The sequence below is a fragment of the Paraburkholderia sp. GAS348 genome, from assembly GCF_050434205.1.
Taxonomy (GTDB): Bacteria; Pseudomonadota; Gammaproteobacteria; order Burkholderiales; family Burkholderiaceae; genus Paraburkholderia.
In genome coordinates, this window is sequence record NZ_JBNPVT010000020.1 from 35,490 (window position 1) to 59,034 (window position 23,545).

The following is a 23,545-nucleotide window of genomic DNA, read 5'->3' on the forward strand; positions in this document are numbered from 1 at the left end:
GGGTTGGAGACGGAATAAGCCATGGCCAAGCGGAATCAGGCGCGCGACGACGGGCAAGTGCAGGACCTACGCCCACGCCCGGTCAGGCTGACTAGCGACATGAGCCTGCCGAAGCTGTCGGCGGTCGAAATCGGCAGTTACGTGCTGATGCTGATCGGCATGTGGGCGGTCATCGACCTGAGGCTGCTCGGCGCCTTGCTGGCCGGGCTGCTCGTCTTTCAACTCGTGCACACTATCGCGCCGCGCATCGAACGGCATATGTCAAGTCAGCGCGCGCGCTGGCTCGCGGTGGTGATCCTCTCGGTGGTGATAGTCGGCGCGCTGACGGGACTGACGCTCGGCATCATCGAACATTTCGAGAACGACGTGCCGAGCGTGCAGAAACTGCTCGACCAGGCAATGCAGCTGATCGACCAGGCACGCGGCCGGATTCCGCATTTCGTCGCCAACTATCTGCCGGTCGATACCGAGCAGATGAAGGCCAGGGCGGCCGAACTGATGCAGAAGAACGCGAACATGCTGCAGCAAAGCGGCAAGACCGCGGCGCGCGGCTTCACGCACATCCTGATCGGCATGATCATCGGCGCGATCATCGCGGTCGGGGCGCAGAAGCATATGCAACGGCTGCCGCTGTCCACCGCGTTCGTCACGCGCGTAACCCGTTTCGCCGACGCCTTCCGCCGCATCGTCTTCGCTCAGGTCAAGATTTCCGCGATCAATGCGGGCTTCACCGGCATCTTCCTGCTGGTGATCCTGCCGATCTTTCACGACACGCTGCCGCTCTCCAAAACACTGGTGCTGGTGACGTTTATCGTCGGCTTGCTGCCGGTGATCGGCAATCTGATCTCGAACACGATCATCGTCGCGGTGGCGCTCTCGGTGAGCTTTCCGGCGGCGGTCATGTCGCTGGTATTCCTGATCCTGATTCACAAGCTCGAGTACTTCCTGAATGCGCGCATCGTCGGTGGTCAGATCGAGGCGCGCGCCTGGGAATTGCTGATCGCGATGCTCGTGATGGAAGCCGCGTTCGGCATCCCCGGCGTGGTCGCGGCGCCGATCTTCTATGCGTACATCAAGCGGGAATTGATCTATTTGCGGCTGGTGTGAGCGTCAGTCAGCCAGACTGCGATGCGGGCTTAGCTGCAATTGCCGTTCACCGGTGGTGGCGCGATGCGGCCAGAGTTGGCCGCACCCACCGCAAGCGCATCCACTACGCTTAACGAAACACCACCGTTTTGCTGCCGTTCAACACAACGCGATGCTCGACGTGCCACTTCACCGCACGCGCGAGCGTCACGCATTCGACGTCACGGCCGATCGCCGTCAGTTGCTCCGGCGTCATGCTGTGGTCGACCCGCTCGACGTCCTGCTCGATGATCGGACCTTCGTCGAGATCCGTCGTTACGTAGTGCGCGGTTGCGCCGATCAGCTTCACGCCGCGGTCGAACGCCTGGTAATACGGCTTCGCACCCTTGAAGCTCGGCAGGAACGAATGGTGAATATTGATCGCGCGGCCGGCGAGGGATTCGCACAGCTGCGGCGACAGAATCTGCATGTAGCGCGCGAGCACCACCAGGTCGGCTTGATGCTCGTCGATCACTTCGAGCACGCGCGCTTCCTGCGCGGCCTTCGCGTCGGGCGTGCCGCCCATCAGCGGGAAGTGATGGAACGGAATGTCGTAGCTGGCCGCGAGCTGATAGAACTCCTTGTGGTTCGAGATGATCGCCGGAATCTCGATCCCCAATTGACCGGTGCGATAGCGGAACAGCAGGTCGTTCAGGCAATGGCCGATCTTCGACACCATGATGACGACGCGCGGCTTCACCGACGCATCGTGCAGTTCCCAGCGCATGCTGAACTGCTCAGCAAGCGTCGCGAACGACGTACGCAACAGGTTCAGGCCCGGATCGCCGCCCACCTGCTGGAAATGCACGCGCATGAAGAACTCGCCGGTGCGGCTGTCGCCGAACTGTGCGGAGTCGAGAATATTGCTGCCACGCTCGAACAGAAAGCCCGAAACCGCGTGGACGATGCCGGGCCGGTCGGCGCACGACAGTTTGAGGATAAAGCTGTGATCGGTCGACATGACCTGGGTGACTCCCTTCTTCAGTGCGTAGTTTCTTCGGTGTGTCCTGCTCGATGCAGCGTGCCGGGGCGTGACCCGGCGTGTTCGCCGCACCGGCACCTGGCTAGCGCCTATACAAGCGCCGGCGGCGCGAACAATGCCTCGATGCCCGCGCACGCGTCTTCGTCGATCCAGCGGCGGCGCAGCAGGCAATCCAGCGTGGCGAGACTCGCATCCACGGTCATCGCGCCTTCTTCGATCCAGCGCGCCACTTCGTCGATGCGCGCGAGCCGGTGTTCGCCCACTTCGCCGTCCTGGTTGCGCGGCGCGAAATCGGCCGGCAGCGCGAGATCGTAGATAAAAATCTGTTCGGCCTGCGTGCCTTCCGGCAACGATTGCAGCACATGCGCAATGCGGCCGGCCGTGGCGCGCGCGGCGATCTCCTCAGGAATGCCGGCTTCTTCCCAGCACTCCTTGATGATTGTCGCCTCGATGCCGAAGCCCCAACCGATCCCGCCTGCCACGACATTGTCGAGCATGCCCGGGTCGGTCGCCTTGGTGTCGCTGCGGCGCGCGATCCATAGTTGCGGGGCGGCCATCCGCGGGGCGCCATCCGCGTATTCTACGACGCCGTTCAGATGCACCGCGTAGGTCATCGTGCCGAAGAAGCGCGACGCCGCGCGTTCGATGTACGCGAGCGGCGGCGCATCGAACGCGTTGCGGATCGCGTAAGTCTCGTTGCGCCAGCCGGGAATGCGGCCCTCGGCGGCAAGCGCACCGATCACGGAACCGAGCGCCGCACTGCGCAGATCGACCGTGTTGAACACAGGTGCGAGCGTCACTCGCATGTGTTCAACACCGTCGATTTCGAACACATCGGGCCAGCGCGCGAGCAAGGGCACATCGGTCGAGCGAATCCAGCCGACCTGTTCGGCGTCGATCCAGAACGGCAGATGCGCGTGAACATCGAAGCGGCGCGCGGCGGTGATGCAAGGCAAAGTCATTCAAAGCTCCAAACTGTTCTTGTGGCGCACCCGGGTGCCGGCGCTCGCTCAGTCGCTTCAGCGGTCTCTCGGTCAATCACGCAAGGCGACGCGAATCCCAATCGCGATGAACGTCGCGCCGGCGAGCCGGTCGAGCCACACGCCCACGCGCGGCCGCCGCTTCAGCCAACCGCCGATCATTCCCGCGCACACGCCAAACAGCGAAAACACCACCACGGTCTGCAACATGAACAACACGCCGAGTTCGAGCATCTGCACCGTGACGCTTTGTGTGCCATGCGGCTGCACGAATTGCGGCAGGAACACGACGAAGAACAGCGTCACTTTCGGATTCATCAGATTGCCAAGCACGCTCTGACGAAACACCGCCATCAACGGTTGCGGCGCGCGCTCGTGCGCGGTGGCGAGGCCCTGGCTGCGCAGCGCCTTGATGCCGATCCAGATCAGATACGCGGCGCCGGCCAGCTTGATCACTTCAAACGCAACCGGCGACGAACGCAGCAACGCAGCCACCCCAAGCGCGGCCAGGGTGGTGTGGAAGGTGATGCCGGCCGCAAAGCCGAGCGCGGCGACGAGGCCCGCCGCACGGCCCTGCGAGATGCCGCGCGCCAGCACTTGCAGATTGTCGGGACCGGGTGCCATCGTGATGGCGATGGAGGTCGCGAGGAACAGCAGGAAGTTGGGCATTTTTTCTTACCGTCCTTGTGTACAGGAAGAAGCTCGCATCCAGCGATTCCAGCGCTCAATGGCCGCCGAATTCAGTCACCGTATAGAGCGGCAGGCCCGCTTCACGCAGCAGGGCCGAACCGCCGAGTTCAGGCAGATCGATAATCGCGGCACCTTCGACCACCACCGCGCCGAGCCGCTCGAGCAGAATCTTGCCGGCCATCATCGTGCCGCCGGTGGCGATCAGATCGTCGATGATCACGACACGGTCGCCTGGCTTGCAGGCGTCCTCGTGAATCTCGACGGTCGCGGTGCCGTATTCGAGCTCATAGGATTGCGCGACCCGCTTGTACGGCAGCTTGCCCTGCTTGCGGATCGGGATGAAGCCGAGGTTCAGTTCGTAAGCCAGAATCGGCCCGATGATGAAACCGCGCGCGTCCAGCCCGGCGACGTAGTCGAGCTTCGCGTCGATATAGCGCTGGACGAACAGGTCGATCAGCACGCGCAGCGACTTCGGCTCCTGCAGGAGCGGCGTGATGTCGCGAAACTGCACGCCCGGCTGCGGCCAGTCAGGCACCGTGCGGATGTGGCTTTTGATGTAATTGGCCGCATCGAGCGGCGCGCTCGCAAGCGCGTTGGACATGATGTCTCCAGATGGACCTCGACAGGCCCGATGAAATGCTAAATCAGGTGCGGCCGGCTAGGTTCGGCCGGCTAGGTGCGGCCGGCGACGCCGACCCGGCGAGATCATGCCACGCCGACCACACACGCTAGGCCGCGGCGGCGCCCGCGCGGCGATGCTTCGAGAGCCGCTCTTCGGCTTCGGCCAATTGTTCGGGCAGACCGCGCAACACCACGATGTCGCTCGCGCGCAGCTTGGTGGACGGATCCGGCTCGACGCCGCGAATGCCGTGCCGGCGAATTGCCGTCACTTCGACGCCCAGATCGAACAGGCCCAGTTCCGCCAGCGTTCGGCCCACCGCGTCCGAGTTTTCGTCGACCGGCACCGATTGTAGCCGCACCTGTTCGTGGCCGTCGTCGTCTTCAACGTCGTCCGCGCCGTGGAAATAGCCGCGCAGCAGCGCATAGCGCTCGTCACGCATTTCCTCGACTCGCCGCACCACGCGCCGCATCGGCACGCCCATCAGCACCAGCGTATGCGAAGCCAGCATCAGGCTGCCTTCGACGATTTCAGGAATCACCTCGGTCGCGCCGGCGGCCAGCAGCTTTTCCAGATCGGCGTCGTCGACGGTGCGAACGATCACCGGCAGCGTGGGTTCCAGTTCGTGAATATTGTGGAGCACGCGCAATGCCGACGGCGTGTTCGCATAGGTAATCGCAATCGCCGCGGCGCGATGGATACCGGCGGCCAGCAGCGATTCACGCCGCCCCGCATCGCCGAACACCACGGACTCACCCGCCGCCGCCGCGGCCTGCACGCGATCGGGGTCCAGATCCAAAGCGACGTACGACAAACCTTCGTGCTCCAGCATGCGCGCCAGATTCTGCCCAGCCCGCCCATAACCGCAAATGATCACGTGGCCGCTTTGCTTCAGGCTCTGCGTCGCAATGCGCGTCATCTGCAAGGACTGCATCATCCATTCAGTCGACGACAGCCGCAGCACGATTCGATCCGCGTTCTGGATCAGGAACGGCGCGGCCAGCATCGAGAGCAGCATCGCCGCGAGAATCGCCTGCAACAGGGTGGCGTCGACGAGATGCTTGTCGAGAATCAGGTTCAGCAGCACGAAGCCGAACTCGCCGGCTTGCGCGAGGCCGATACCGGTGCGCATCGCGACGCCCGGCGACGCACCGAACAGCCGCGAGAGCCCGGTCACCATCACCGCCTTCAGCAGAATCGGGCCAACCAGGAAGCCGAGCACGATGAACGGGTGCTCCCAGATCACACGCGGGTTCAGCAGCATGCCGGTCGTGACGAAGAAGAGGCCCAGCAGTACGTCGCGAAACGGCTTGATGTCCTCTTCCACCTGATGCCGGTAAGGCGTTTCGGCGATCAACATGCCGGCGATGAACGCGCCGAGCGCGAGCGACAGGCCGAACTTGTCCGTGATGAACGCCGCGCCGAGCGTCACCAGCAGCAGATTAAGGATAAACAGCTCCTGCGAACGGCGCCGCGCCACCACGTTGAACCAGCGCGTCATGAACCGCTGACCCACTATCAATAATAGGGCCAACGCCACGACGATCTTGATGGCCGCCACCCCGAGCGCGCTGACGAGATTGTTCGAATCGCCGCCCAGCGCCGCAATGACGATCAAGAGCGGCACCACCGCCAGATCCTGGAACAGCAGCACGCCGAAGATATTGCGGCCATGCTCGGTTTCGATCTCGAGCCGCTCCGCCAGCATCTTGCTGACGATTGCCGTCGACGACATCGCCAGCGCACCGCCCAGCGCCACGCTCGCTTGCCAGGTGATATGCACCCAGCGCTCCAGCACGAAACCGAGCGTGACCGCGACGGCAATCGTCCCGATCACCTGCAGCAGGCCGAGACCGAACACGAGCCGGCGCATTGAGCGCAGTTTGGAAAGCGAAAACTCCAGCCCGATCGAAAACATCAGAAACACGACGCCGAATTCCGCGAGATTCTGCGCACCCGCCGAATCGGGAATCAGACCGAACGCGTGCGGCCCGACGACGATGCCGACCGTCAGATAGCCCAGCATCGGTGGCAGATTCAGAAAGCGAAAGACCACCACTCCGGCCACTGATGCCAGCAGCAGGAATAGCGTCATTTCGAGCGGGGAAATCATCGGCAAAAACGCATCGGTAAAGCGTCCTCGTTCGTCAGCGGAACCGCGCACGCGAAACGCCGTGCAACAAGGTTGTGGGGCCGTTAAAAACAGCGATAAAGGCAGCGGCTTGGCACAGCAGGCCCGGCGCGGCGAACAAGCGCCTTTGCTATACTCCGCGAATGATAGCGAAAATCAATGGCGACCGGGCACTCACGCTCGCTCGCGACGTGCTCGACATCGAAGCGGACGCCGTGCGCGCGCTTCGCGACCAACTCGACGATGGTTTCGTCGGGGCGGTCGACTTCATCCTGGGTTGCCGCGGACGCGTCGTCGTTTCCGGCATCGGCAAATCCGGCCACGTGGCCCGCAAGCTCGCGGCCACGCTCGCCAGCACCGGCACACCGGCGTTCTTCGTTCACCCGGCGGAAGCCAGCCATGGCGACCTCGGCATGGTCACGGCAGACGACGTGTTCCTCGCGCTGTCCAATTCCGGGGAAACTGAAGAACTCGTGGCGATCCTGCCGCTCATCAAGCGGATCGGCGCGAAACTGATTGCGATGACGGGCCGTCCGTCGTCGAGTCTCGCACAACTGGCCGACGTGCATCTGAATTCCGGCGTGTCGAAAGAAGCTTGTCCGATGAATCTTGCGCCGACCGCCAGCACCACCGCCGCGCTCGCGCTCGGCGATGCGCTCGCGGTCGCGGTGCTGGACGCGCGCGGTTTTGGCCCGGACGACTTCGCCCGCTCGCATCCGGGCGGCGCGCTCGGCCGGCGCCTGCTCACGTATGTCCGCGACGTGATGCGCACCGGCGACCAGGTGCCGAAGGTGACGCCCGACGCGACCGTGCGCGACGCGCTGTTCCAGTTGACCGCCAAGCGCATGGGCATGACGGCGATCGTCGATCACAACGATCGCGTGACCGGCATCTTCACCGACGGCGACCTGCGCCGTGTGCTCGAACGCGATGGCGATTTCCGCGAACTGTCGATTGCCTCGGTGATGACCGCCGGCCCGCGCACCATTGGTCCGGATCACCTTGCGGTCGAAGCCGTGGAACTGATGGAGCGCCACCGCATCAATCAAATGCTGGTCGTCGACGAGGCAGGCAAGCTGATCGGCGCACTCAACATGCACGACCTGTTCTCGAAGAAGGTGATCTGATGCCCGTCGCCCCCCTTACCGCCACTGAACGCGCAAGCCGCGTCAAGCTGATGATTTTCGACGTCGACGGCGTGCTGACCGACGGCGGCCTGCTGTTTACGGCGGAAGGCGACACGATGAAAGCGTTCAATTCGATGGACGGCCACGGCATGAAGCTGCTGCGCGAGGCCGGCATCGAAACGGCGATCATCACCGGGCGCAAGTCGGGCATCGTCGCGGTGCGGGCGAAGGAAATGAATATCGCCCACGTCTATCAGGGCGTGCAAGACAAACCCCAGGCGTTCGCCGACCTGCTCGAGCAAACCGGCTTGACGGCGGAAGAATGCGGCTATATGGGCGACGACTGGGTCGACCTCGGCGTGATGCTGAAGGTCGGCTTCGCGGCGGCGCCGGCCAATTCGCACCCTGAAGTGATCGCGCGCGCCCATTGGGTCAGCGAGGCGCGCGGCGGCCACGGCGCGGCGCGCGAAGTCTGCGACGCCCTGCTGCGCGCGCAGCACAAGTATGAGGCGCTGCTTGCGGCCGCCTGTAGCGGCGAACAGCGGGGCCTCGTCGGATGAATCAGTTCCGCTGGACCTCGCTGATTCCGCTCGCCGCGATGGCGGCGCTCGCCGGCATTACGTGGTGGCTGCTGCAAGCCACGCTGCCGCGGCCGAATGAAAGCGTGGCGCGCCCCAAGGAGCACACGCCCGACTACTTCGCAGACAATTTCTCGGTTTCCGAACTCGATCAGGCGGGCTCGACGCAATACCGTCTGACCGCCAAGTCCCTGATCCATTACGAGGATGACGAGCTGAGCGACCTGGTCAAGCCGGCCATGCGCGCCTTCCAGCCCGGCAAGCCGATCGTCACGGCGACCGGCGACACCGGCAAAGTGAACGGCGACGCCTCGATCGTCGATCTGTACGACAACGCGCGCATCCTGCGGGCCGCCGGCAACGGCGATCCACAGATGCAAGCGGATTCGCAGCATTTTAGGGTGCTGGTCAACGACGATGTGATCGAGACCGAAAAGCCGGTTAAACTTCAACGCGGCATGTCTGTGATGACTGCCAGCGGCATGAACTACAACAACGTCACCCGGGTGATGCAGCTGTTCGGCAATGTGAAGGGCGCGATTGCCGCGTCCGAAGGCTCCGTCAGCTCGCCCAAGCAACCCGGGTAATCCATTCCAGGCGTGACTGCATGAACGAATCGTTCCCCCGTTTTGATACCGGCCGCTCGCGCACCCTGTCCGCGTGCCGCGCCGGGCTCGCTGCGCTGATTGTCGCGTTGCCGCTTGCCGGCTTCGCGCCGCTTGCGCACGCCGACCGCGCCGACAAGGACAAGCCGCTGAACATCGAAGCGGACAACATGACTTACGACGACCTCAAACAGGTCAACATCTTCACCGGCCACGTGGTCGCCACTAAAGGCACGATCGTGATCAAGGCCGATCGGGTCGAAGTGACCCAAGATCCGCAGGGCTATCAGTACGCCACCGGCACGTCGAGCGGCGGCAACCTGTCGTATTTCCGCCAGAAGCGCGAAGGCCTTGATGAATACATCGAAGGCACGGCCATCCGGATCGACTACGACGGCAAGCAGGATCTGACCACGCTCACCACCAACGCCACCGTCAAGCGCCTGCAAGGCCTCTCGACGGTGATGGACCAGGTGCACGGCAGCGTCATTACCTATGACGGCCAGAGCGACTTCTACACCGCGAAGGCAGGTAAGGACGTCGCTGGTCCGGGCAACCCGACCGGCCGCGTGCGCGCGATGCTGGCGCCGCGCAATGGCGGCGCCGCGCCGCTGAACGGCGCGTCGGCTACGCTCGCGCCGTCCACCACGATCCAGGGAGCACCGAACCAGTGAGTTCCTCCGCGTCCCTCCCCAATCGCAAACCGGCCGGCACCAGCAGTTCGCTGGTGGTCCGCAACCTGAAAAAGCGTTATGGCTCGCGCACGGTCGTCAAAGACGTTTCGCTCGACGTGAAAAGCGGCGAAGTGGTCGGTCTGCTCGGCCCGAATGGCGCCGGCAAGACCACCTCGTTCTATATGATCGTCGGCCTCGTGCCGCTCGATGCGGGCGAAATCGATCTGGACGGCAAGTCGATCAGCCTGCTGCCGATTCACAAGCGCGCGTCGCTGGGCTTGTCGTATCTGCCGCAGGAAGCGTCAGTGTTCCGCAAGCTCACCGTCGAGGAAAACATTCGTGCGGTGCTGGAATTGCAGCACGAAGACAACGGCAAGCGGCTCAGCAAGGACACCATCACCAACCGCACCGAGGCCTTGCTCGACGAACTGCAGATCGCCCACCTGCGTGAGAATCCGGCGCTGTCGCTGTCTGGCGGCGAGCGCCGGCGGGTGGAAATTGCACGTGCGCTGGCCACCAATCCGAGCTTCATTCTGCTCGACGAACCGTTCGCGGGCGTCGATCCGATCGCGGTGCTGGAAATCCAGAAGATCGTCAAATTTCTGAAGCAGCGCAATATCGGCGTGCTGATCACCGACCACAACGTGCGCGAAACCCTCGGCATTTGTGACCACGCCTACATCATCAGCGACGGCAGCGTGCTGGCCGCCGGGGCGCCGAGCGACATCATCGAAAACGAAAGCGTGCGGCGCGTCTATCTGGGCGAACACTTCCGCATGTAAGTGCACAAGGGATTGCCGGCGGTGCGAGCGCGCATCCGCCGGCCCCTTTGCGGCATCTGCACATCAGCATTTTTGACCTGGGCCGTCCCGCGCCCAGCGCCGCCGAAAACGGGCGCACGCGTAATTGCGAATGTCGCAATGTATCGCGGTCGTGGCAAACTCTCTACAATGAATCTCAACTTGCCATGAAAGCCAGCCTCCAACTCCGCCTATCGCAGCATCTTGCGCTGACCCCGCAACTGCAGCAGTCCATCCGGCTGCTTCAGCTGTCCACGCTCGAACTGCAGCAGGAAGTCGCCATGGCGATCTCGCAGAATCCGCTCCTCGAGAACGAGGACGACTGGATCGCGAGTCCCCTGCGCGTGGCGGCCGACGGTTCGCTGATCGCCCAGTCGCCCAACTCCTCCGCACCGCCCGACCAGATGGGCGGCAATACGTCGTCTTCGTCCACCAGCAGCAGCGAGCGCGCCGAGAACGGCGAGCCGCAGGGTGTCGACGAATACAACGGCCTCGCGAGCGACGGCAACGGCGACGCGTCGCAATGGGATCTCGGCGATTACGGCCGCTCCGGCAATGCCTCGGACGACGACGACCTGCCACCGCTGCAAATCCACGAATCGAGCACCTCGCTGCGCGATCACCTGATGGCGCAGCTTCGCGTCACCCAGGCGAGCCAGCGCGACCGCGCGCTGATCACCTTCCTGATCGAATCGCTCGACGACGACGGTTACCTCGCCGCCACGCTCGAAGAAGTGCTGGCCGACCTGCCCGAAGAGCTCGAAGTCGATCTCGACGAAATGAACGCCGCGCTCGCGCTGCTGCATAGCTTCGACCCGGCGGGGGTCGGCGCGCGCTCCGCATCGGAATGTCTCAAGCTGCAATTGCTGCGGCTCGAACAGTCGCCTACACGCACGCTTGCGCTCGACATCGTCGCGCATCATCTGGAACTGCTCGCGGCACGCGACTTCACGCGCCTGCGCAAGCATCTGAAGGCGAACGACGACGATTTGCGGGATGCGCATATTCTGATCCGCTCGCTCGAGCCGTTTCCCGGCGCCGCTTATGGCAAGGCGGAAGCGGACTATGTCGTGCCGGACATCATGGTGCGCAAAACCGCACAGGGCTGGCAGGCGGAGCTCAACCCGGAAGTGGTGCCAAAGCTGCGCATCAACCATCTGTACGCCAATATCCTGCGCAATAACCGGGGCGATCCGGGCAGCGGATCGTTGCGCCAGCAACTGCAGGAAGCACGCTGGCTGATCAAAAATATCCAGCAGCGCTTCGAGACCATCCTCCGGGTCGCGCAAGCTATTGTCGAGCGTCAAAAGAGCTTTTTTGTGCATGGCGAAATTGCCATGCGCCCCTTGGTTTTGCGAGAAATTGCTGATACGCTGGGCCTACACGAGTCAACTGTCTCCCGTGTGACAACCGGTAAATACATGCTGACCCCATTCGGGACGCTTGAATTTAAGTACTTCTTCGGATCACACGTTTCGACTGACACGGGCGGCGCGGCCTCTTCCACGGCGATTCGCGCGCTCATCAAGCAACTGATAGGAGCGGAAAACCCGAAATCTCCTCTTTCAGACAGCCGCATAGCCGAACTGCTGGCGGAACAGGGCTTCGTGGTCGCACGGCGTACCGTTGCGAAGTATCGCGAAGCGCTCAAGATTCCGGCAGTCAACCTGCGCAAGTCTCTGTAGCCCGTCGCCTCCCGCGTCGGGCATTTACCGGCCGCTCCGCAGTTGGCGGACAGGCCGGCCGATGCGACCTGCCAGAAGTCAGTCACCGGGGGGGCGACTCAGGCAAGCCGACAGATCGACCGGACCTTCGTCATCGTGCGGAACAAGCGGCCTCTAGCTTGGAGAAGCACTATGAATCTGCAGATCAGTGGACACCACCTCGAAGTAACGCCTGCGTTGCGCGAATACGTGATCACCAAACTGGATAGGGTGCTAAGACATTTCGATCAGGTCATCGACGGCAGTGTGGTCCTCTCGGTCGACAACCATAAGGAAAAGGAAAAGCGTCAAAAGGTTGAAATCAACCTGCATCTCAAGGGCAAAGATATCTTCGTCGAGAGCTGTGACAGCGATCTTTACGCTGCGATCGATCTGATGATCGACAAGCTCGACCGGCAAGTGATACGCCATAAGGATCGCCTGCAAGGCCATCAGCACGATGCGATCAAGTACCAGCCGGCGCCGCTACTGGATGTGCCGCCGCAATAAGGAAGATTAGGAGGTTTCTTTACTTTCCTTCGTATTTCCTCATTCGTCCGCATTTGCCCGCATCTGCGTATACCCAGCCAAACCGCCCGAGACCGGGCGGTTTTTCGTTTCTGGCCGCCGTTCTCCGTCAACGGCGCGGATCGGATCAACCCTGCAAAGAAACCCATGATGCATAGATGGCGCGCCGCACCATCCGTGGCTACCCTGTTCTATAATGTTCCGGTTACCATCGGGGTCAAGTTAGCTCAAACGGAAATCGGTCGGCCGGAGTCCTGCGCTTTCGGACTCCAACGCACGTCGCCGTGAGCGTCAAACGAATGGAACGTCACTCAAACGCCCCAGCGAGGAGAACCCAGGCCACGTTTTCGCCTGTCAACATGAATCGTTTAGCCAAATTTCTTCCCCTCGAGAACGTCGTCGTCGGACTATCGGTCACCAGCAAGAAGCGCGTGTTCGAGCAAGCGGGCCTGATTTTCGAGAACCAGAACGGCATCGCCCGTAGCACGGTCACTGACAATCTGTTTGCGCGCGAGCGCCTCGGATCGACGGGGCTCGGCGAAGGCGTCGCGATTCCGCATGGCCGGATCAAAGGCTTGAAGCAGCCGCTCGCCGCGTTCGTCCGCCTCGCCGAACCTATCCCCTTCGAATCGCCCGACGGCCAACCCGTCTCGCTGCTGATCTTCCTGCTCGTGCCCGAGCAGGCCACCCAGCAGCACCTCGAAATCCTTTCGGAAATCGCCCAGTTGCTGTCCGATCGCGAGGCCCGCGAGCGCCTGCACACGGAAGAAGACCGCGAATCGTTGCATCGCCTGCTCACTCAGTGGCAACCTTGATGCATCGGCGGTTATCCGCACGTCGCTTATTCACCCGGCTTCCCGCCTGCAGGCGGGTACAGCCAGGCGAGGTGCGCGGTCCGCGTTAACGAGGCCGCATCCTTTCCCAAGCAAGCGGTCCACACGGGAGTCACCGACTCATGGATACGTCCAGCATCAACGCCCAGAGCATTTTCGACGACAACGCCGCCATGCTGAAGTTGAGCTGGCTGACGGGGCATGAAGGCTGGGAGCGCGGTTTTTCTTCGGAATCCGTCGCCAATGCCACGTCGAGCGCCGACCTCGTCGGCCACTTGAACCTGATCCACCCAAACCGGATCCAGGTGCTCGGCGACGCCGAAATCGACTACTACAAACGCCAAACCGACGAAGACCGCTCGCGCCACATGGCCGAGCTGATCGCGTTGGAACCGCCATTTCTGGTGGTGGCGGGAGGCGTCGCCGCGCCGCCGGAACTGGTCCTGCGCTGCACGCGTTCGTCCACGCCGCTCTTCACGACGCCAATGTCCGCCGCCGCGGTGATCGACAGCCTGCGCCTGTACATGTCGCGCATTCTCGCGCCGCGCGCCACGCTGCACGGCGTGTTTCTCGACATTCTCGGCATGGGTGTGCTGCTCACCGGCGATTCCGGCCTTGGCAAGAGCGAACTCGGGCTGGAACTGATCAGCCGCGGCCACGGCCTCGTGGCGGACGACGCGGTGGATTTCGTGCGCCTCGGCCCGGATTTTGTCGAAGGGCGCTGCCCGCCGCTGCTGCAAAACCTGCTCGAAGTGCGCGGTCTCGGCCTGCTCGACATCAAGACGATCTTCGGTGAAACCGCGGTGCGCCGCAAAATGAAGCTGAAACTGATCGTGCAACTGGTGCGCCGGCCCGACGGCGAATTCCAGCGGTTGCCGCTGGAAAGCCAAACCGTCGACGTGCTCGGCCTGCCGATCAGCAAAGTCACGATTCAGGTGGCGGCCGGCCGCAACCTCGCGGTTCTGGTCGAAGCGGCCGTGCGCAACACGATCCTGCAACTGCGCGGTATCGATACGCTACGCGACTTCATGGATCGCCAACGCCTGGCCATGCAGGACCCGGACAGCCAGTTTCCCGGCAAATTGATCTGAATCCGCGACACCCCGCGGCATGTAACATCCGCAGCCAGCGGCAGGCGCCGCGGTGGCACGCGCACGGGGACCAGATGCTATGATGAACTGTACGGATTTCACGACTCCATGCGCATAATCCTGATCACCGGTATTTCCGGCTCCGGCAAATCAGTTGCCCTGAACGCGCTTGAAGACGCAGGCTATTACTGCGTCGACAATCTGCCGCCGCGTTTTTTGCCGCAACTGGCCAACTATCTCGCCGACGACGGCCAGGAACGCCTCGCGGTTGCCATCGACGCGCGTTCGAGCGCTTCGCTCGACGAAATGCCAGCGATGATCCGCGACCTGTCGCGCGCCCACGACGTGCGCGTGCTCTTCCTGAACGCCAGCACGCAGTCGCTGATTCAACGCTTCTCCGAAACGCGCCGCCGCCATCCGCTGTCCGGTTCCACCGCGCATGATGCGGACGTCGGCTTGTTGACGTCGCTTGCCGAAGCGATTGAACGCGAACGCGAACTCGTAGCGGGCCTGGCCGAATTCGGCCATCAGATCGACACCAGCAATCTGCGCGCGAACGTGTTGCGCGCATGGGTCAAACGCTTCATCGAGCAGGAACATGCGGGGCTCGTGCTGATGTTCGAGTCCTTCGGCTTTAAACGCGGCGTGCCGCTCGACGCCGATTTCGTTTTCGACGTACGCACGCTGCCGAACCCGTATTACGATCATGAATTGCGGCCGCTCACGGGCCTCGACAAACCGGTGATTGATTTTCTCGACGCGCTGCCGGTCGTGCATGAAATGATCGACGACATCGAAAAGTTTCTCGTCAAATGGCTACCCCATTTCCGTGACGACAATCGCAGTTATCTGACGGTCGCGATCGGCTGCACGGGCGGCCAACACCGCTCGGTGTTCATTGCGGAGACGCTCGCCGCGCGTCTCGCAAGTTCGGCAAATGTCATTGTGCGGCACCGCGATGCGCCGGTCGAGATCGGCGAATCATCGAAGTTAGTGGCTTAACCGGCCGTATCGCGCGGCCTCAACTCGAAGCGTTGCGCCATGCCTTCTACGTCTACTGTGCTTGCCGATGTGCCGCTGTTTCCGCTGCATACGGTGCTGTTCCCTGACGGGCTGCTGCCCCTGAAAATCTTCGAGGCGCGCTACCTCGATATGGCGCGCGACTGTCTGCGTGACAAAACGCCGTTCGGCGTGTGTCTGCTGAAAAGCGGCGCCGAAGTGGCGCGCGCCGAAGAGCCTTCGGTGCCTGAAGCCATTGGCTGTCTCGCCGAAATCGAAGAGTGCGATGTCGAAGCCTTCGGCATGCTGCTGATTCGGGCGCGCGGCACGCGGCGATTTCGCCTGCTGTCGCATCGCGTGGAGACGAGCGGCTTGCTGGTCGGCATGGCGGAGCCGCTCGGAGAAGACATCCCGCTCGAGGGCAATGAGCAACTGGCCAAATTCGGCGCGTGCGCGGAAGTGCTCGAACGGATCATCGCAACGATCCGCGAACGCGATCCGGAAAGCTTGCCGTTCGCGGAGCCGTTCAGGCTGGAAGATCCGTCGTGGGTATCGAACCGGCTCGCGGAAGTGTTGCCGGTCGCCCTTCGCGCGAGACAAAAGCTAATGGAATTGCAGGACGCCGGCGCGCGAATCGACGTGGTTCATCACTATATGCAGCAGCATCAGTTGCTTTAAGTGCCCGCGCTTTAGCGGATTGCTTAGATCAACGAGCCCTGCAAGCCATCCAGCAGTTTGCGCACCGGCGCGGGCACACCAAACGAGTCGAGATCGCTTAACGCGACCCATGCGGTGTCCGCGTCGTTAAGCACAGCCAATGCGCCCACACCGCGATCCAGTTCAGCGAGCCGCGGCTCGATATTCAGCTTGAAATGCGTGAAGACGTGCGTAAGCGGCGCGAGTGGCGCGACCGCTCCGTCGCCACCGAAGGCGCGCGCACGCTCGGCGAGCTCGGCTTCGTCGGCGGCTTCGGGCAGGCTCCACAAGCCGCCCCAGATGCCTGACGGCGGACGCTTTTCCAGCATCACGGCGTTACCGTCGCGTAGCACCAGCATCCACGTGCGGCGCGTCGGCACAGCTTTCTTCGGTCGTGCCGTGGGTAGTTCACGCTGACGTCCGGTCACGTTGGCCACGCAGTCGGCGGCGAACGGGCAGCGCAGGCAGTCCGGCTTACCGCGCACACACAACGTTGCGCCGAGGTCCATCAAGCCTTGCGTGTACGCACTGACATCGTCGTTCGATGCGTTGGACGGCAACAGCGATTCCGCCAGCGTCCACATCGCATTCTCGACTTTCTTTTCACCCGGAAAGCCTTCGACACCGAATACGCGCGCCAACACGCGCTTCACGTTGCCGTCGAGAATCGTCGCGCGTGCGCCGAATGCGAAAGAGGCGATCGCCGCCGCCGTCGAGCGGCCGATGCCCGGCAATTCAGCGAGTTCGTCGGCCGATGCAGGAAACGCACCGCCATGCTGCTCGACGACCACCTGCGCGCAGCGATGCAGATTGCGCGCACGCGAGTAATAGCCAAGGCCGGCCCACAACGCCATCACGTCGTCTGCCGGCGCGGCGGCGAGCGAGGCGACATCCGGACAACGCGCAAGGAACCTTGCGTAGTACGGAATCACCGTCGATACCTGGGTCTGCTGCAGCATGATTTCAGACAGCCAGATACGGTATGGATCGCGCGTGTTCTGCCATGGCAGGTCATGACGGCCATGCTGGCGCTGCCATGCAATCAGCCGCGCGGAAAAATCAGACATAACCGGAAAAGTAGGCGCAGCGGACGGGGCGGACGGACTTAAACGAGATGGCATTGAAAATTTAGCGCTGGCAGGTGGGACAGAAATACGTAGAACGCTGCCCCTGCACGATCTGTTTGATCGGCGTTCCACACACGCGGCATGGCAGCCCCGCGCGATCATAGACGAAATAGTCGAGCTGGAAGTAACCGCTTTCGCCATCGCTGCCGACGAAATCGCGCAGCGTGCTGCCGCCCTTCTCGATCGCTGCGGCGAGCGTGACGCGCACCGCGTCCGCCAGCAGCTCGTAGCGCACGAGCGACACGCGGCCCGCTGCGGTGGTGGGCCGGATACCGGCGCGGAAGAGGCTTTCGGATGCGTAGATATTACCCACGCCGACCACGATCTCCCCTGCCAGCAACGCCTGCTTCACCGACACCTTGCGCCCACGTGTGAGCCGGTGCATCAACGCGCCGGAAAACACCGGCGAAAACGGTTCGACACCAAGACCCGCGAGCAGCGGATGTTCGAGAACGTCGCCGGCTTCGCGCGGGTGCCACAGCACCGCGCCGAAGCGCCTCGGGTCGCGATAGCGCAAAATGAATTCGTCGAAAATCCAGTCGACGTGATCGTGTTTCGCCGCGGCGGGCGGATGCGGCACATGGCGCAGCACACGCAGCGTGCCGGTCATGCCCAGATGCACAATGAACCAGCCGGCGTCGATTTCGAACAGAAGATACTTGCCGCGCCGCTCGACCTTGCGCACCACGCTGCCACGCAAGGTTTTCGCAAGGTCTGCCGGAATCGGCCAACGCAATGCGGGCGTACGCACATCGACGCGTTCAACCTTGCGCCCGGACACATACGGTTCGATTCCCCTTCGGGTAACCTCAACTTCTGGCAACTCTGGCATGTCTAACTGGTCTGCAACTTGCGTGAGTGGTTGTGCGCTTATTGTAGCGAGCGCGTTACAATCGTCCGAAACATTGAACGGATTTCCATGAACCTGTCCTTCGTGAAGCTGTTTTCGAAGCGCCCGGCTAGCGCATCCTGCGCGCCGCACGCCGTGTCCGCTCGACGTATGCTCGGCGCTGCCGCGCTCGCCGTCTGGGCGCTGGCGGCCGTGCCCGCGCACGCGCAGGATCCTTCGCCAGACTCGGATGACACGTCCGTCACCCTGCCGGACCCGCTCGGCCCGGCGACGGCAGAAGACCAGAAGTCTCTGCCGAGCGTGCCGCTGTCCAGCCAGATCGTATTCCAGGTGCTCGCCGCTGAAGTCGCGCTGCAACGCGACCAGCCCGCACCCGCCTACCAGACCTACCTCGCGCTCGCGCGCGATACGCACGATCCGCGCATGGCGCAGCGCGCCACGGAAATCGCGCTGGCCGCGCAAAGCCCGTCGGACGCTTTGGCCGCCGCGCAATTGTGGCAGCAGTATGCGCCGAATTCGGAACGCGCCGCGCAACTCGACGCGTCACTACTCGTGTTGTCCGGCAAGCCTGATGACGCCGCGCCGATCCTCGCCGGTGAACTCGCGAAGGTTCCCGCCGACAATCGCGGCAGCGCGATTCTGGCGTTGCAACTGCTGCTCTCGCGCGGTCCGAACCGGATCGGCGGCTTGCATGTACTGCAAGACTTGCTGAAAAACGACCTGAACCGGCCGGAGGCGCAACTGGCCATCGCACGCCAGCAACTCGTTTCCGACGACGCGCCGGGCGCGCGCAAGTCGCTCGAACAGGCGCTCACGCTCAAGCCGGACTATTTGCCGGCTGCGCTGACACTGTCGCAGATGGGCCCGGAGGAGCGTAAGGAAGGGATCGCGTCGCTCGAAAGGTATGTGCAGCAGAATCCGAAATCGCATGACGCACGTCTCGCGCTCGCGCAGATGTATCTCGCGAGCGACCGTCTGGACGACGCGCAGAAGCAGTTCGAGATCATGCACAAGAACAACGCGGCCGACCTCACGCCAATGATGGCGCTCGCGCTGATCAAGATCCAGCAGAAGAATTTCAACGACGCGCAGACCTACCTGAGACAGTACGCGCAGCAGGCTGAAAAAACACCGGGTGCCGATCCGGGCCAGGCGTATATCTATCTTGCGCAACTGTCGCTCGAACAGAAGAACGAAGCGGCGGCGAGCGACTGGCTCAACAAGATTTCCCCGTCGAGCCAGCAATTCGTGCCGGCGCAGATTACGCGCGCCCAATTACTCGCCAAGCAGGGCAAGACTGAAGACGCGCGCAAACTGCTGGCCGGCCTTCCGGCCCCCGATCCGCGCGACCAGGCGCTGATTGCACGTACTGACGCGGCCATCCTGTTCGACGCGAAGCGCTACCCGGAGGCAGAAACTCGCCTGCAACAAGCAACGGCCGACTTCCCTGACGATCCCGATCTCACCTACGACTACGCCATGGCCGCCGAAAAAACCGGCCACTACGATGTCATGGAAGCGCAACTGCGCAAGCTGATCCAGACGCAACCAGACAACCCGCAGGCGTACAACGCGCTGGGCTATTCGCTGGCCGATCGCAATCAGCGCCTGTCGGAAGCGGATAAGCTGGTCGAGAAGGCCTCGTCGCTGGCGCCGAACGACGCCTTCATCATGGACAGCGTCGGCTGGGTCAAGTACCGGATGGGCGATACGTCGGACGCAATCAAGCTGTTGCGCAAAGCTTACGAGCTCCAGCCGAACGCCGAAATCGGCGCGCACCTCGGCGAAGTGTTGTGGAAAACCGGCGCGCAGGATCAGGCTCGCGCCGCTTTCCGCGACGCGCGCAAGCTCGAACCGGACAACGACACGCTGGTCAAAACGCTGCAACGTCTTCAGGTGAACGATCTTTGATGCGTCTTTCCCGCTTGATCTCCTATCCCCGGGCGCCGCGTGGCGCGGCGCTCGGATTCGTAGCGGCAGCGGTTGTCGCATTGGCCGGTTGTGCATCGGTGAAGCCGCTGGGGCCGTCCACGTCGAATGCGGCGACATCCGTCACGGCGCAGACCACGCGCGCTTATCAAGGCCGTTTCGCAGTCCAGTACAACGATCAGAACGGCCAGCAGCGCAATGCCTATGGCAACTTCACCTGGCAGGAAACGGGTGACACGGTCACCCTGCAATTGCGCAATCCGCTCGGCCAGACACTGGCGATCGTAACTTCGTCGCCGGCGTCTGCCACGCTCGAGCTGCCGAACCGTCAACCGCTCACCGCCGACAACGTCTCCACGCTGATGCAGAACGCGCTCGGCTTCGCGCTCCCGGTCGAAGGGCTGCGCTACTGGCTGCAGCCTTCGCCGGCGCCGACGTCACGCGCCAGGACCGAGAATGATCCGGAGCAGCCGTCGCGCCTGAAACAGATCACGCAGGACGGCTGGACGATCGATTACCTGGCGTATGCCGACGCGCCGGCCACCGGCGTGAAGCGCTTGAACCTGAGCCGCTCGGAACCGCCGCTCGACATCAAGCTCGTGCTGGATCAATAGTCGCGCCTGTTCGCGTAACCCTTGCCGCCTCTTGCGCGCCGCTATGGCGCATGTAGCCCTGACTCATGATTGAAACGACCGATTCGCTACGCGATTGCCTCGCGCCAGCGAAACTCAACCTCTTCCTGCACATCACCGGCCGCCGGCCGGATGGCTATCACACGCTGCAAACCGTCTTCCAGTTGCTCGACTGGGGCGACACCCTGCACTTCAAGCGGCGCGACGACGGCCTCATCACGCGCAGCACCGAAATCGCCGACGTGCCGCCGGAACACGACCTCACCGTGCGCGCAGCAAAACTCCTGAAGGCGCATGCGGGCTCTCCCGAGGGTGTCGATATCGAAATCGAAAAGCGCCTGCCGATGGGCGCGGGTCTCGGCGGCGGCAGCTCCGATGCGGCCACCACGCTGCTCGCGCTGAACCGTCTCTGGAAACTCGATTTGCCGCGACTGGAGTTGCAGGCGCTGGCGTTGAAACTCGGTGCGGACGTGCCATTTTTTATTTTTGGAAAAAATGCGTTCGCACAGGGTGTCGGAGAAGCTTTGGACGTTGTACAATTGCCGCCGCGTCATTTCCTAGTAGTTACGCCGAGGGTTCACGTTCCGACTGCAGCGATTTTCTCCGAAAAAGCGTTGACAAGAGATTCGAAACCCCTCATAATTACGGACTTTCCTGCAGAACTTAGCTGCAACACTGAATGGCCAGAAAGTTTCGGCCGGAATGACATGCAGCAGGTTGTCGTGGGAAAATACGCGGAAGTAGCGCAAGTGCTGCGGTGGTTTGAAACCATCGCACCCGCGCGGATGTCTGGATCAGGTGCAAGTGTATTTGCAGCGTTTCGTAGTAAAGCTGAAGCAGAAGCGGCGCAAGCCAAACTGCCGGGCGAATGGAACAGCGCGGTGACTGCAAGTCTCGATCAGCATCCACTCTTTGCTTTCGCGTCATAAGTTTTGCCTCGTCGAACGTTCCCTCGTTCGGTGAAGCTCAAAGTTAGTGTAGGGGAGTCGCCAAGTTGGTTAAGGCACCGGATTTTGATTCCGGCATTCGAAGGTTCGACTCCTTCCTCCCCTGCCAAAAATTCTCGCATTTCCCTCGCCCCCAGCCTGAAGTAGGTGCATGATGAGCAGCCATGACGGCCTGATGGTTTTTACTGGCAACGCAAATCCCGCGCTTGCACAGGAAGTCGTCAAAATCCTCGGTATTCCCCTCGGCAAAGCAATGGTCAGCCGTTTCTCGGACGGTGAAATCCAAGTCGAGATTCAGGAAAACGTGCGTGGCAAGGATGTCTTCGTCCTGCAATCCACGTGCGCACCGGCGAACGACAATCTAATGGAACTGATGATCATGGTCGATGCGCTCAAGCGCGCATCAGCCGGTCGGATCACCGCAGCCATCCCCTACTTTGGCTATGCCCGTCAAGATCGACGCCCGCGTTCGGCGCGCGTCGCCATCTCGGCGAAGATCGTGGCGAACATGCTGGAAATCGCCGGTGTCGAGCGGATCATTACGATGGATCTGCACGCCGACCAGATTCAAGGCTTCTTCGACATCCCGGTCGACAATATCTACGCTACGCCCGTGCTGCTCGGCGATCTGCGCAAGCAGAACTACGAGAACCTGCTGGTCGTTTCGCCGGACGTCGGCGGCGTGGTGCGTGCCCGTGCATTGGCCAAGCAACTGAATTGCGATCTCGCGATCATCGACAAACGCCGCCCGAAGGCGAACGTTGCCGAAGTGATGAACATCATCGGTGAAGTCGAAGGCCGCACCTGCGTGATCATGGACGACATGGTCGACACCGCAGGCACGCTTTGCAAGGCGGCTCAGGTTTTGAAGGAACGCGGTGCGAAGCAGGTGTTCGCTTACGCCACCCACCCGGTTTTGTCGGGCGGTGCGGGCGAGCGTATTGCAGCTTCGGCACTCGACGAACTCGTTGTCACCGATACGATTCCGCTCGGCGAAGAAGCCCGCTCGTGCGCCAAGATCCGTTCGCTGACCAGCGCCGGCCTGCTCGCCGAAACGTTCTCGCGGATTCGCCGCGGCGATTCGGTGATGTCGCTGTTCGCTGAAAGTTAAGTATTTGCGAAGGCGCAGCGCGTATTGCAGTACCGCGCACTGCGCTTTTGCACAATTGGCATGAACGAACGAAGGTTCGTGCCATCGCTCTGGGGCCTCAGCCGTAATGGCTTGGAGGCCCCGTTTTTACTGCCTGGTCGCGGGCAGTGCATTGGAGATTCAATATGAAAGTAGTCGCTTTCGAGCGTTCCTTGCAAGGTACGGGTGCGAGCCGCCGCCTGCGTATCTCGGGTAAGACCCCGGGCATCGTATATGGCGCTGGTGCTGAAACGCAATTGGTCGAACTGGACCACAACGCACTCTGGCACGCGCTGAAGAAAGAAGTTTTCCACTCGTCGATCCTCGAACTGGAAGTGGCAGGTAAGTCGCAACAGGTTCTGCTGCGCGACGTGCAATACCACCCGTTCCGTCAGCTCGTGCTGCACGTGGACTTCCAACGTGTCGACGCGAAGAAGAAGTTGCACACCAAGGTGCCGCTGCACTTCATGAACCAGGAAACCAACCCGGCAGTGAAGCTGTCGGGCGCGGTGATCTCGCACGTCCTCAACGAAATCGAAATCGAGTGCCTGCCGTCGGCACTGCCGGAATTCCTCGAAGTCGACCTGGTGAAGATCGAAGCTGGCCACTCGCTGCACGCTAAGGACATCGCGCTGCCGGCAGGCGTGGCACTGGTTGCTCACGTCGAAGCAGAAAACCCGGTCGTCGCATTGGCAACGATCCCGGCTGGCGCAATCGCTGAAGGCGACGCTGCTGCTGCAGGCGAAGGCGAAAAGCCGGCTGCTTAAGCT

24 protein-coding genes and 1 tRNA gene are annotated in these 23,545 nt (G+C 62.4%); 18 read left to right on the top strand and 7 right to left on the bottom strand.

All coding sequences use genetic code 11. The features are described 5' to 3' along the window. Positions 1-21 precede the first annotated feature (21 nt). The gene (locus tag P3T22_RS25880; protein ID WP_429326535.1) at positions 22-1,107 is read left to right on the top strand and encodes an AI-2E family transporter; all 1,086 of its coding nucleotides are present in this window, start codon (positions 22-24) and stop codon (positions 1,105-1,107) included. Positions 1,108-1,216: 109 nt separating this feature from the next. Here the strand turns inward: P3T22_RS25880 and purU are convergent, their stop codons facing one another. The 5 genes from purU to P3T22_RS25905 all read right to left on the bottom strand — a co-directional run bounded on the left by purU (position 1,217) and on the right by P3T22_RS25905 (position 6,509). Next, positions 1,217-2,086: a formyltetrahydrofolate deformylase gene (gene purU / locus P3T22_RS25885; protein ID WP_063494705.1), complete on the bottom strand. Its 870-nt coding sequence runs from the start codon at positions 2,084-2,086 to the stop codon at positions 1,217-1,219. 110 nt (positions 2,087-2,196) lie between these two features. After that, positions 2,197-3,069, bottom strand: coding sequence for an NUDIX hydrolase (locus P3T22_RS25890; protein ID WP_063494704.1), 873 nt, complete (start codon positions 3,067-3,069; stop codon positions 2,197-2,199). Positions 3,070-3,141: 72 nt separating this feature from the next. Next, positions 3,142-3,756: a LysE family translocator gene (locus P3T22_RS25895; protein WP_063494703.1), complete on the bottom strand. Its 615-nt coding sequence runs from the start codon at positions 3,754-3,756 to the stop codon at positions 3,142-3,144. 55 nt (positions 3,757-3,811) lie between these two features. Further along, positions 3,812-4,378, bottom strand: a complete 567-nt coding sequence (locus P3T22_RS25900; RefSeq protein ID WP_063494702.1) for an adenine phosphoribosyltransferase — start codon at positions 4,376-4,378, stop codon at positions 3,812-3,814. Between the two features lie 127 nt (positions 4,379-4,505). Further along, positions 4,506-6,509, bottom strand: coding sequence for a monovalent cation:proton antiporter family protein (locus P3T22_RS25905; protein WP_063497794.1), 2,004 nt, complete (start codon positions 6,507-6,509; stop codon positions 4,506-4,508). 161 nt (positions 6,510-6,670) lie between these two features. On the opposite strand from P3T22_RS25905, the gene kdsD reads away from it, so the two are divergent. The 11 genes from kdsD (at position 6,671) to P3T22_RS25960 (ending at position 16,143) form a co-directional block, all read left to right on the top strand. Continuing rightward, complete coding sequence (kdsD, locus tag P3T22_RS25910) at positions 6,671-7,654, top strand: arabinose 5-phosphate isomerase KdsD (protein ID WP_429326536.1); 984 nt, start codon at positions 6,671-6,673, stop codon at positions 7,652-7,654. Beyond that, the gene (locus tag P3T22_RS25915; RefSeq protein WP_063494700.1) at positions 7,654-8,214 is read left to right on the top strand and encodes a KdsC family phosphatase; all 561 of its coding nucleotides are present in this window, start codon (positions 7,654-7,656) and stop codon (positions 8,212-8,214) included. The genes kdsD and P3T22_RS25915 overlap by 1 nt, the downstream gene beginning before the upstream one ends. Next, positions 8,211-8,819, top strand: a complete 609-nt coding sequence (gene lptC / locus P3T22_RS25920; protein WP_063494699.1) for an LPS export ABC transporter periplasmic protein LptC — start codon at positions 8,211-8,213, stop codon at positions 8,817-8,819. The genes P3T22_RS25915 and lptC overlap by 4 nt, the downstream gene beginning before the upstream one ends. A 20-nt stretch (positions 8,820-8,839) precedes the next feature. Beyond that, a complete protein-coding gene (gene lptA / locus P3T22_RS25925; protein ID WP_063494698.1) occupies positions 8,840-9,511 on the top strand; it encodes a lipopolysaccharide transport periplasmic protein LptA in 672 nt (223 codons plus the stop codon). Continuing rightward, entirely contained in the window at positions 9,508-10,293 is a 786-nt protein-coding gene (lptB, locus tag P3T22_RS25930) for an LPS export ABC transporter ATP-binding protein (RefSeq protein ID WP_063494697.1), read from the top strand. Before lptA ends, lptB begins: the two co-directional genes overlap by 4 nt. 185 nt (positions 10,294-10,478) lie before the next feature. Then, the gene (locus tag P3T22_RS25935) at positions 10,479-11,996 is read left to right on the top strand and encodes an RNA polymerase factor sigma-54 (protein ID WP_429326537.1); all 1,518 of its coding nucleotides are present in this window, start codon (positions 10,479-10,481) and stop codon (positions 11,994-11,996) included. A gap of 171 nt (positions 11,997-12,167) precedes the next feature. Beyond that, positions 12,168-12,524 (top strand): ribosome hibernation-promoting factor, HPF/YfiA family, encoded by a 357-nt coding sequence (hpf, locus tag P3T22_RS25940; protein WP_028199089.1) that lies wholly within the window; start codon positions 12,168-12,170, stop codon positions 12,522-12,524. A 317-nt stretch (positions 12,525-12,841) separates the two neighbouring features. Continuing rightward, complete coding sequence (locus tag P3T22_RS25945; protein WP_012431657.1) at positions 12,842-13,357, top strand: PTS sugar transporter subunit IIA; 516 nt, start codon at positions 12,842-12,844, stop codon at positions 13,355-13,357. 140 nt (positions 13,358-13,497) lie between these two features. Beyond that, positions 13,498-14,466 carry an HPr(Ser) kinase/phosphatase gene (gene hprK / locus P3T22_RS25950; RefSeq protein WP_012431656.1) on the top strand — a complete coding sequence of 323 codons (969 nt, stop codon included), beginning with the start codon at positions 13,498-13,500 and terminating at the stop codon, positions 14,464-14,466. A 108-nt stretch (positions 14,467-14,574) separates the two neighbouring features. Beyond that, complete coding sequence (rapZ, locus tag P3T22_RS25955) at positions 14,575-15,468, top strand: RNase adapter RapZ (protein WP_063494695.1); 894 nt, start codon at positions 14,575-14,577, stop codon at positions 15,466-15,468. Between the two features lie 39 nt (positions 15,469-15,507). Continuing rightward, positions 15,508-16,143 (top strand): LON peptidase substrate-binding domain-containing protein, encoded by a 636-nt coding sequence (locus tag P3T22_RS25960; RefSeq protein ID WP_063494694.1) that lies wholly within the window; start codon positions 15,508-15,510, stop codon positions 16,141-16,143. Positions 16,144-16,166: 23 nt separating this feature from the next. On the opposite strand, the gene mutY is transcribed toward P3T22_RS25960, so the two are convergent. Continuing rightward, positions 16,167-17,282, bottom strand: coding sequence for an A/G-specific adenine glycosylase (gene mutY, locus P3T22_RS25965; protein WP_181448396.1), 1,116 nt, complete (start codon positions 17,280-17,282; stop codon positions 16,167-16,169). A 7-nt stretch (positions 17,283-17,289) separates the two neighbouring features. Further along, the gene (gene mutM, locus P3T22_RS25970; RefSeq protein ID WP_063494692.1) at positions 17,290-18,120 is read right to left on the bottom strand and encodes a bifunctional DNA-formamidopyrimidine glycosylase/DNA-(apurinic or apyrimidinic site) lyase; all 831 of its coding nucleotides are present in this window, start codon (positions 18,118-18,120) and stop codon (positions 17,290-17,292) included. Between the two features lie 87 nt (positions 18,121-18,207). On the opposite strand from mutM, the gene P3T22_RS25975 reads away from it, so the two are divergent. From P3T22_RS25975 to P3T22_RS26000, 6 genes are all read left to right on the top strand, one after another. After that, positions 18,208-20,049 (top strand): tetratricopeptide repeat protein, encoded by a 1,842-nt coding sequence (locus tag P3T22_RS25975; protein WP_063494691.1) that lies wholly within the window; start codon positions 18,208-18,210, stop codon positions 20,047-20,049. Beyond that, positions 20,049-20,681, top strand: a complete 633-nt coding sequence (gene lolB, locus P3T22_RS25980; protein WP_063494690.1) for a lipoprotein insertase outer membrane protein LolB — start codon at positions 20,049-20,051, stop codon at positions 20,679-20,681. Before P3T22_RS25975 ends, lolB begins: the two co-directional genes overlap by 1 nt. A 65-nt stretch (positions 20,682-20,746) precedes the next feature. Next, on the top strand, positions 20,747-21,628 hold the full coding sequence (gene ispE / locus P3T22_RS25985) for a 4-(cytidine 5'-diphospho)-2-C-methyl-D-erythritol kinase (protein ID WP_063494689.1): 882 nt from the start codon (positions 20,747-20,749) through the stop codon (positions 21,626-21,628). Positions 21,629-21,678: 50 nt separating this feature from the next. Beyond that, a tRNA-Gln gene (locus tag P3T22_RS25990) sits at positions 21,679-21,755 on the top strand. A 45-nt stretch (positions 21,756-21,800) separates the two neighbouring features. Beyond that, the gene (locus P3T22_RS25995; RefSeq protein WP_006048037.1) at positions 21,801-22,757 is read left to right on the top strand and encodes a ribose-phosphate pyrophosphokinase; all 957 of its coding nucleotides are present in this window, start codon (positions 21,801-21,803) and stop codon (positions 22,755-22,757) included. Between the two features lie 164 nt (positions 22,758-22,921). Continuing rightward, positions 22,922-23,542 (top strand): 50S ribosomal protein L25/general stress protein Ctc, encoded by a 621-nt coding sequence (locus tag P3T22_RS26000; RefSeq protein WP_063494688.1) that lies wholly within the window; start codon positions 22,922-22,924, stop codon positions 23,540-23,542. Positions 23,543-23,545 lie beyond the last annotated feature (3 nt).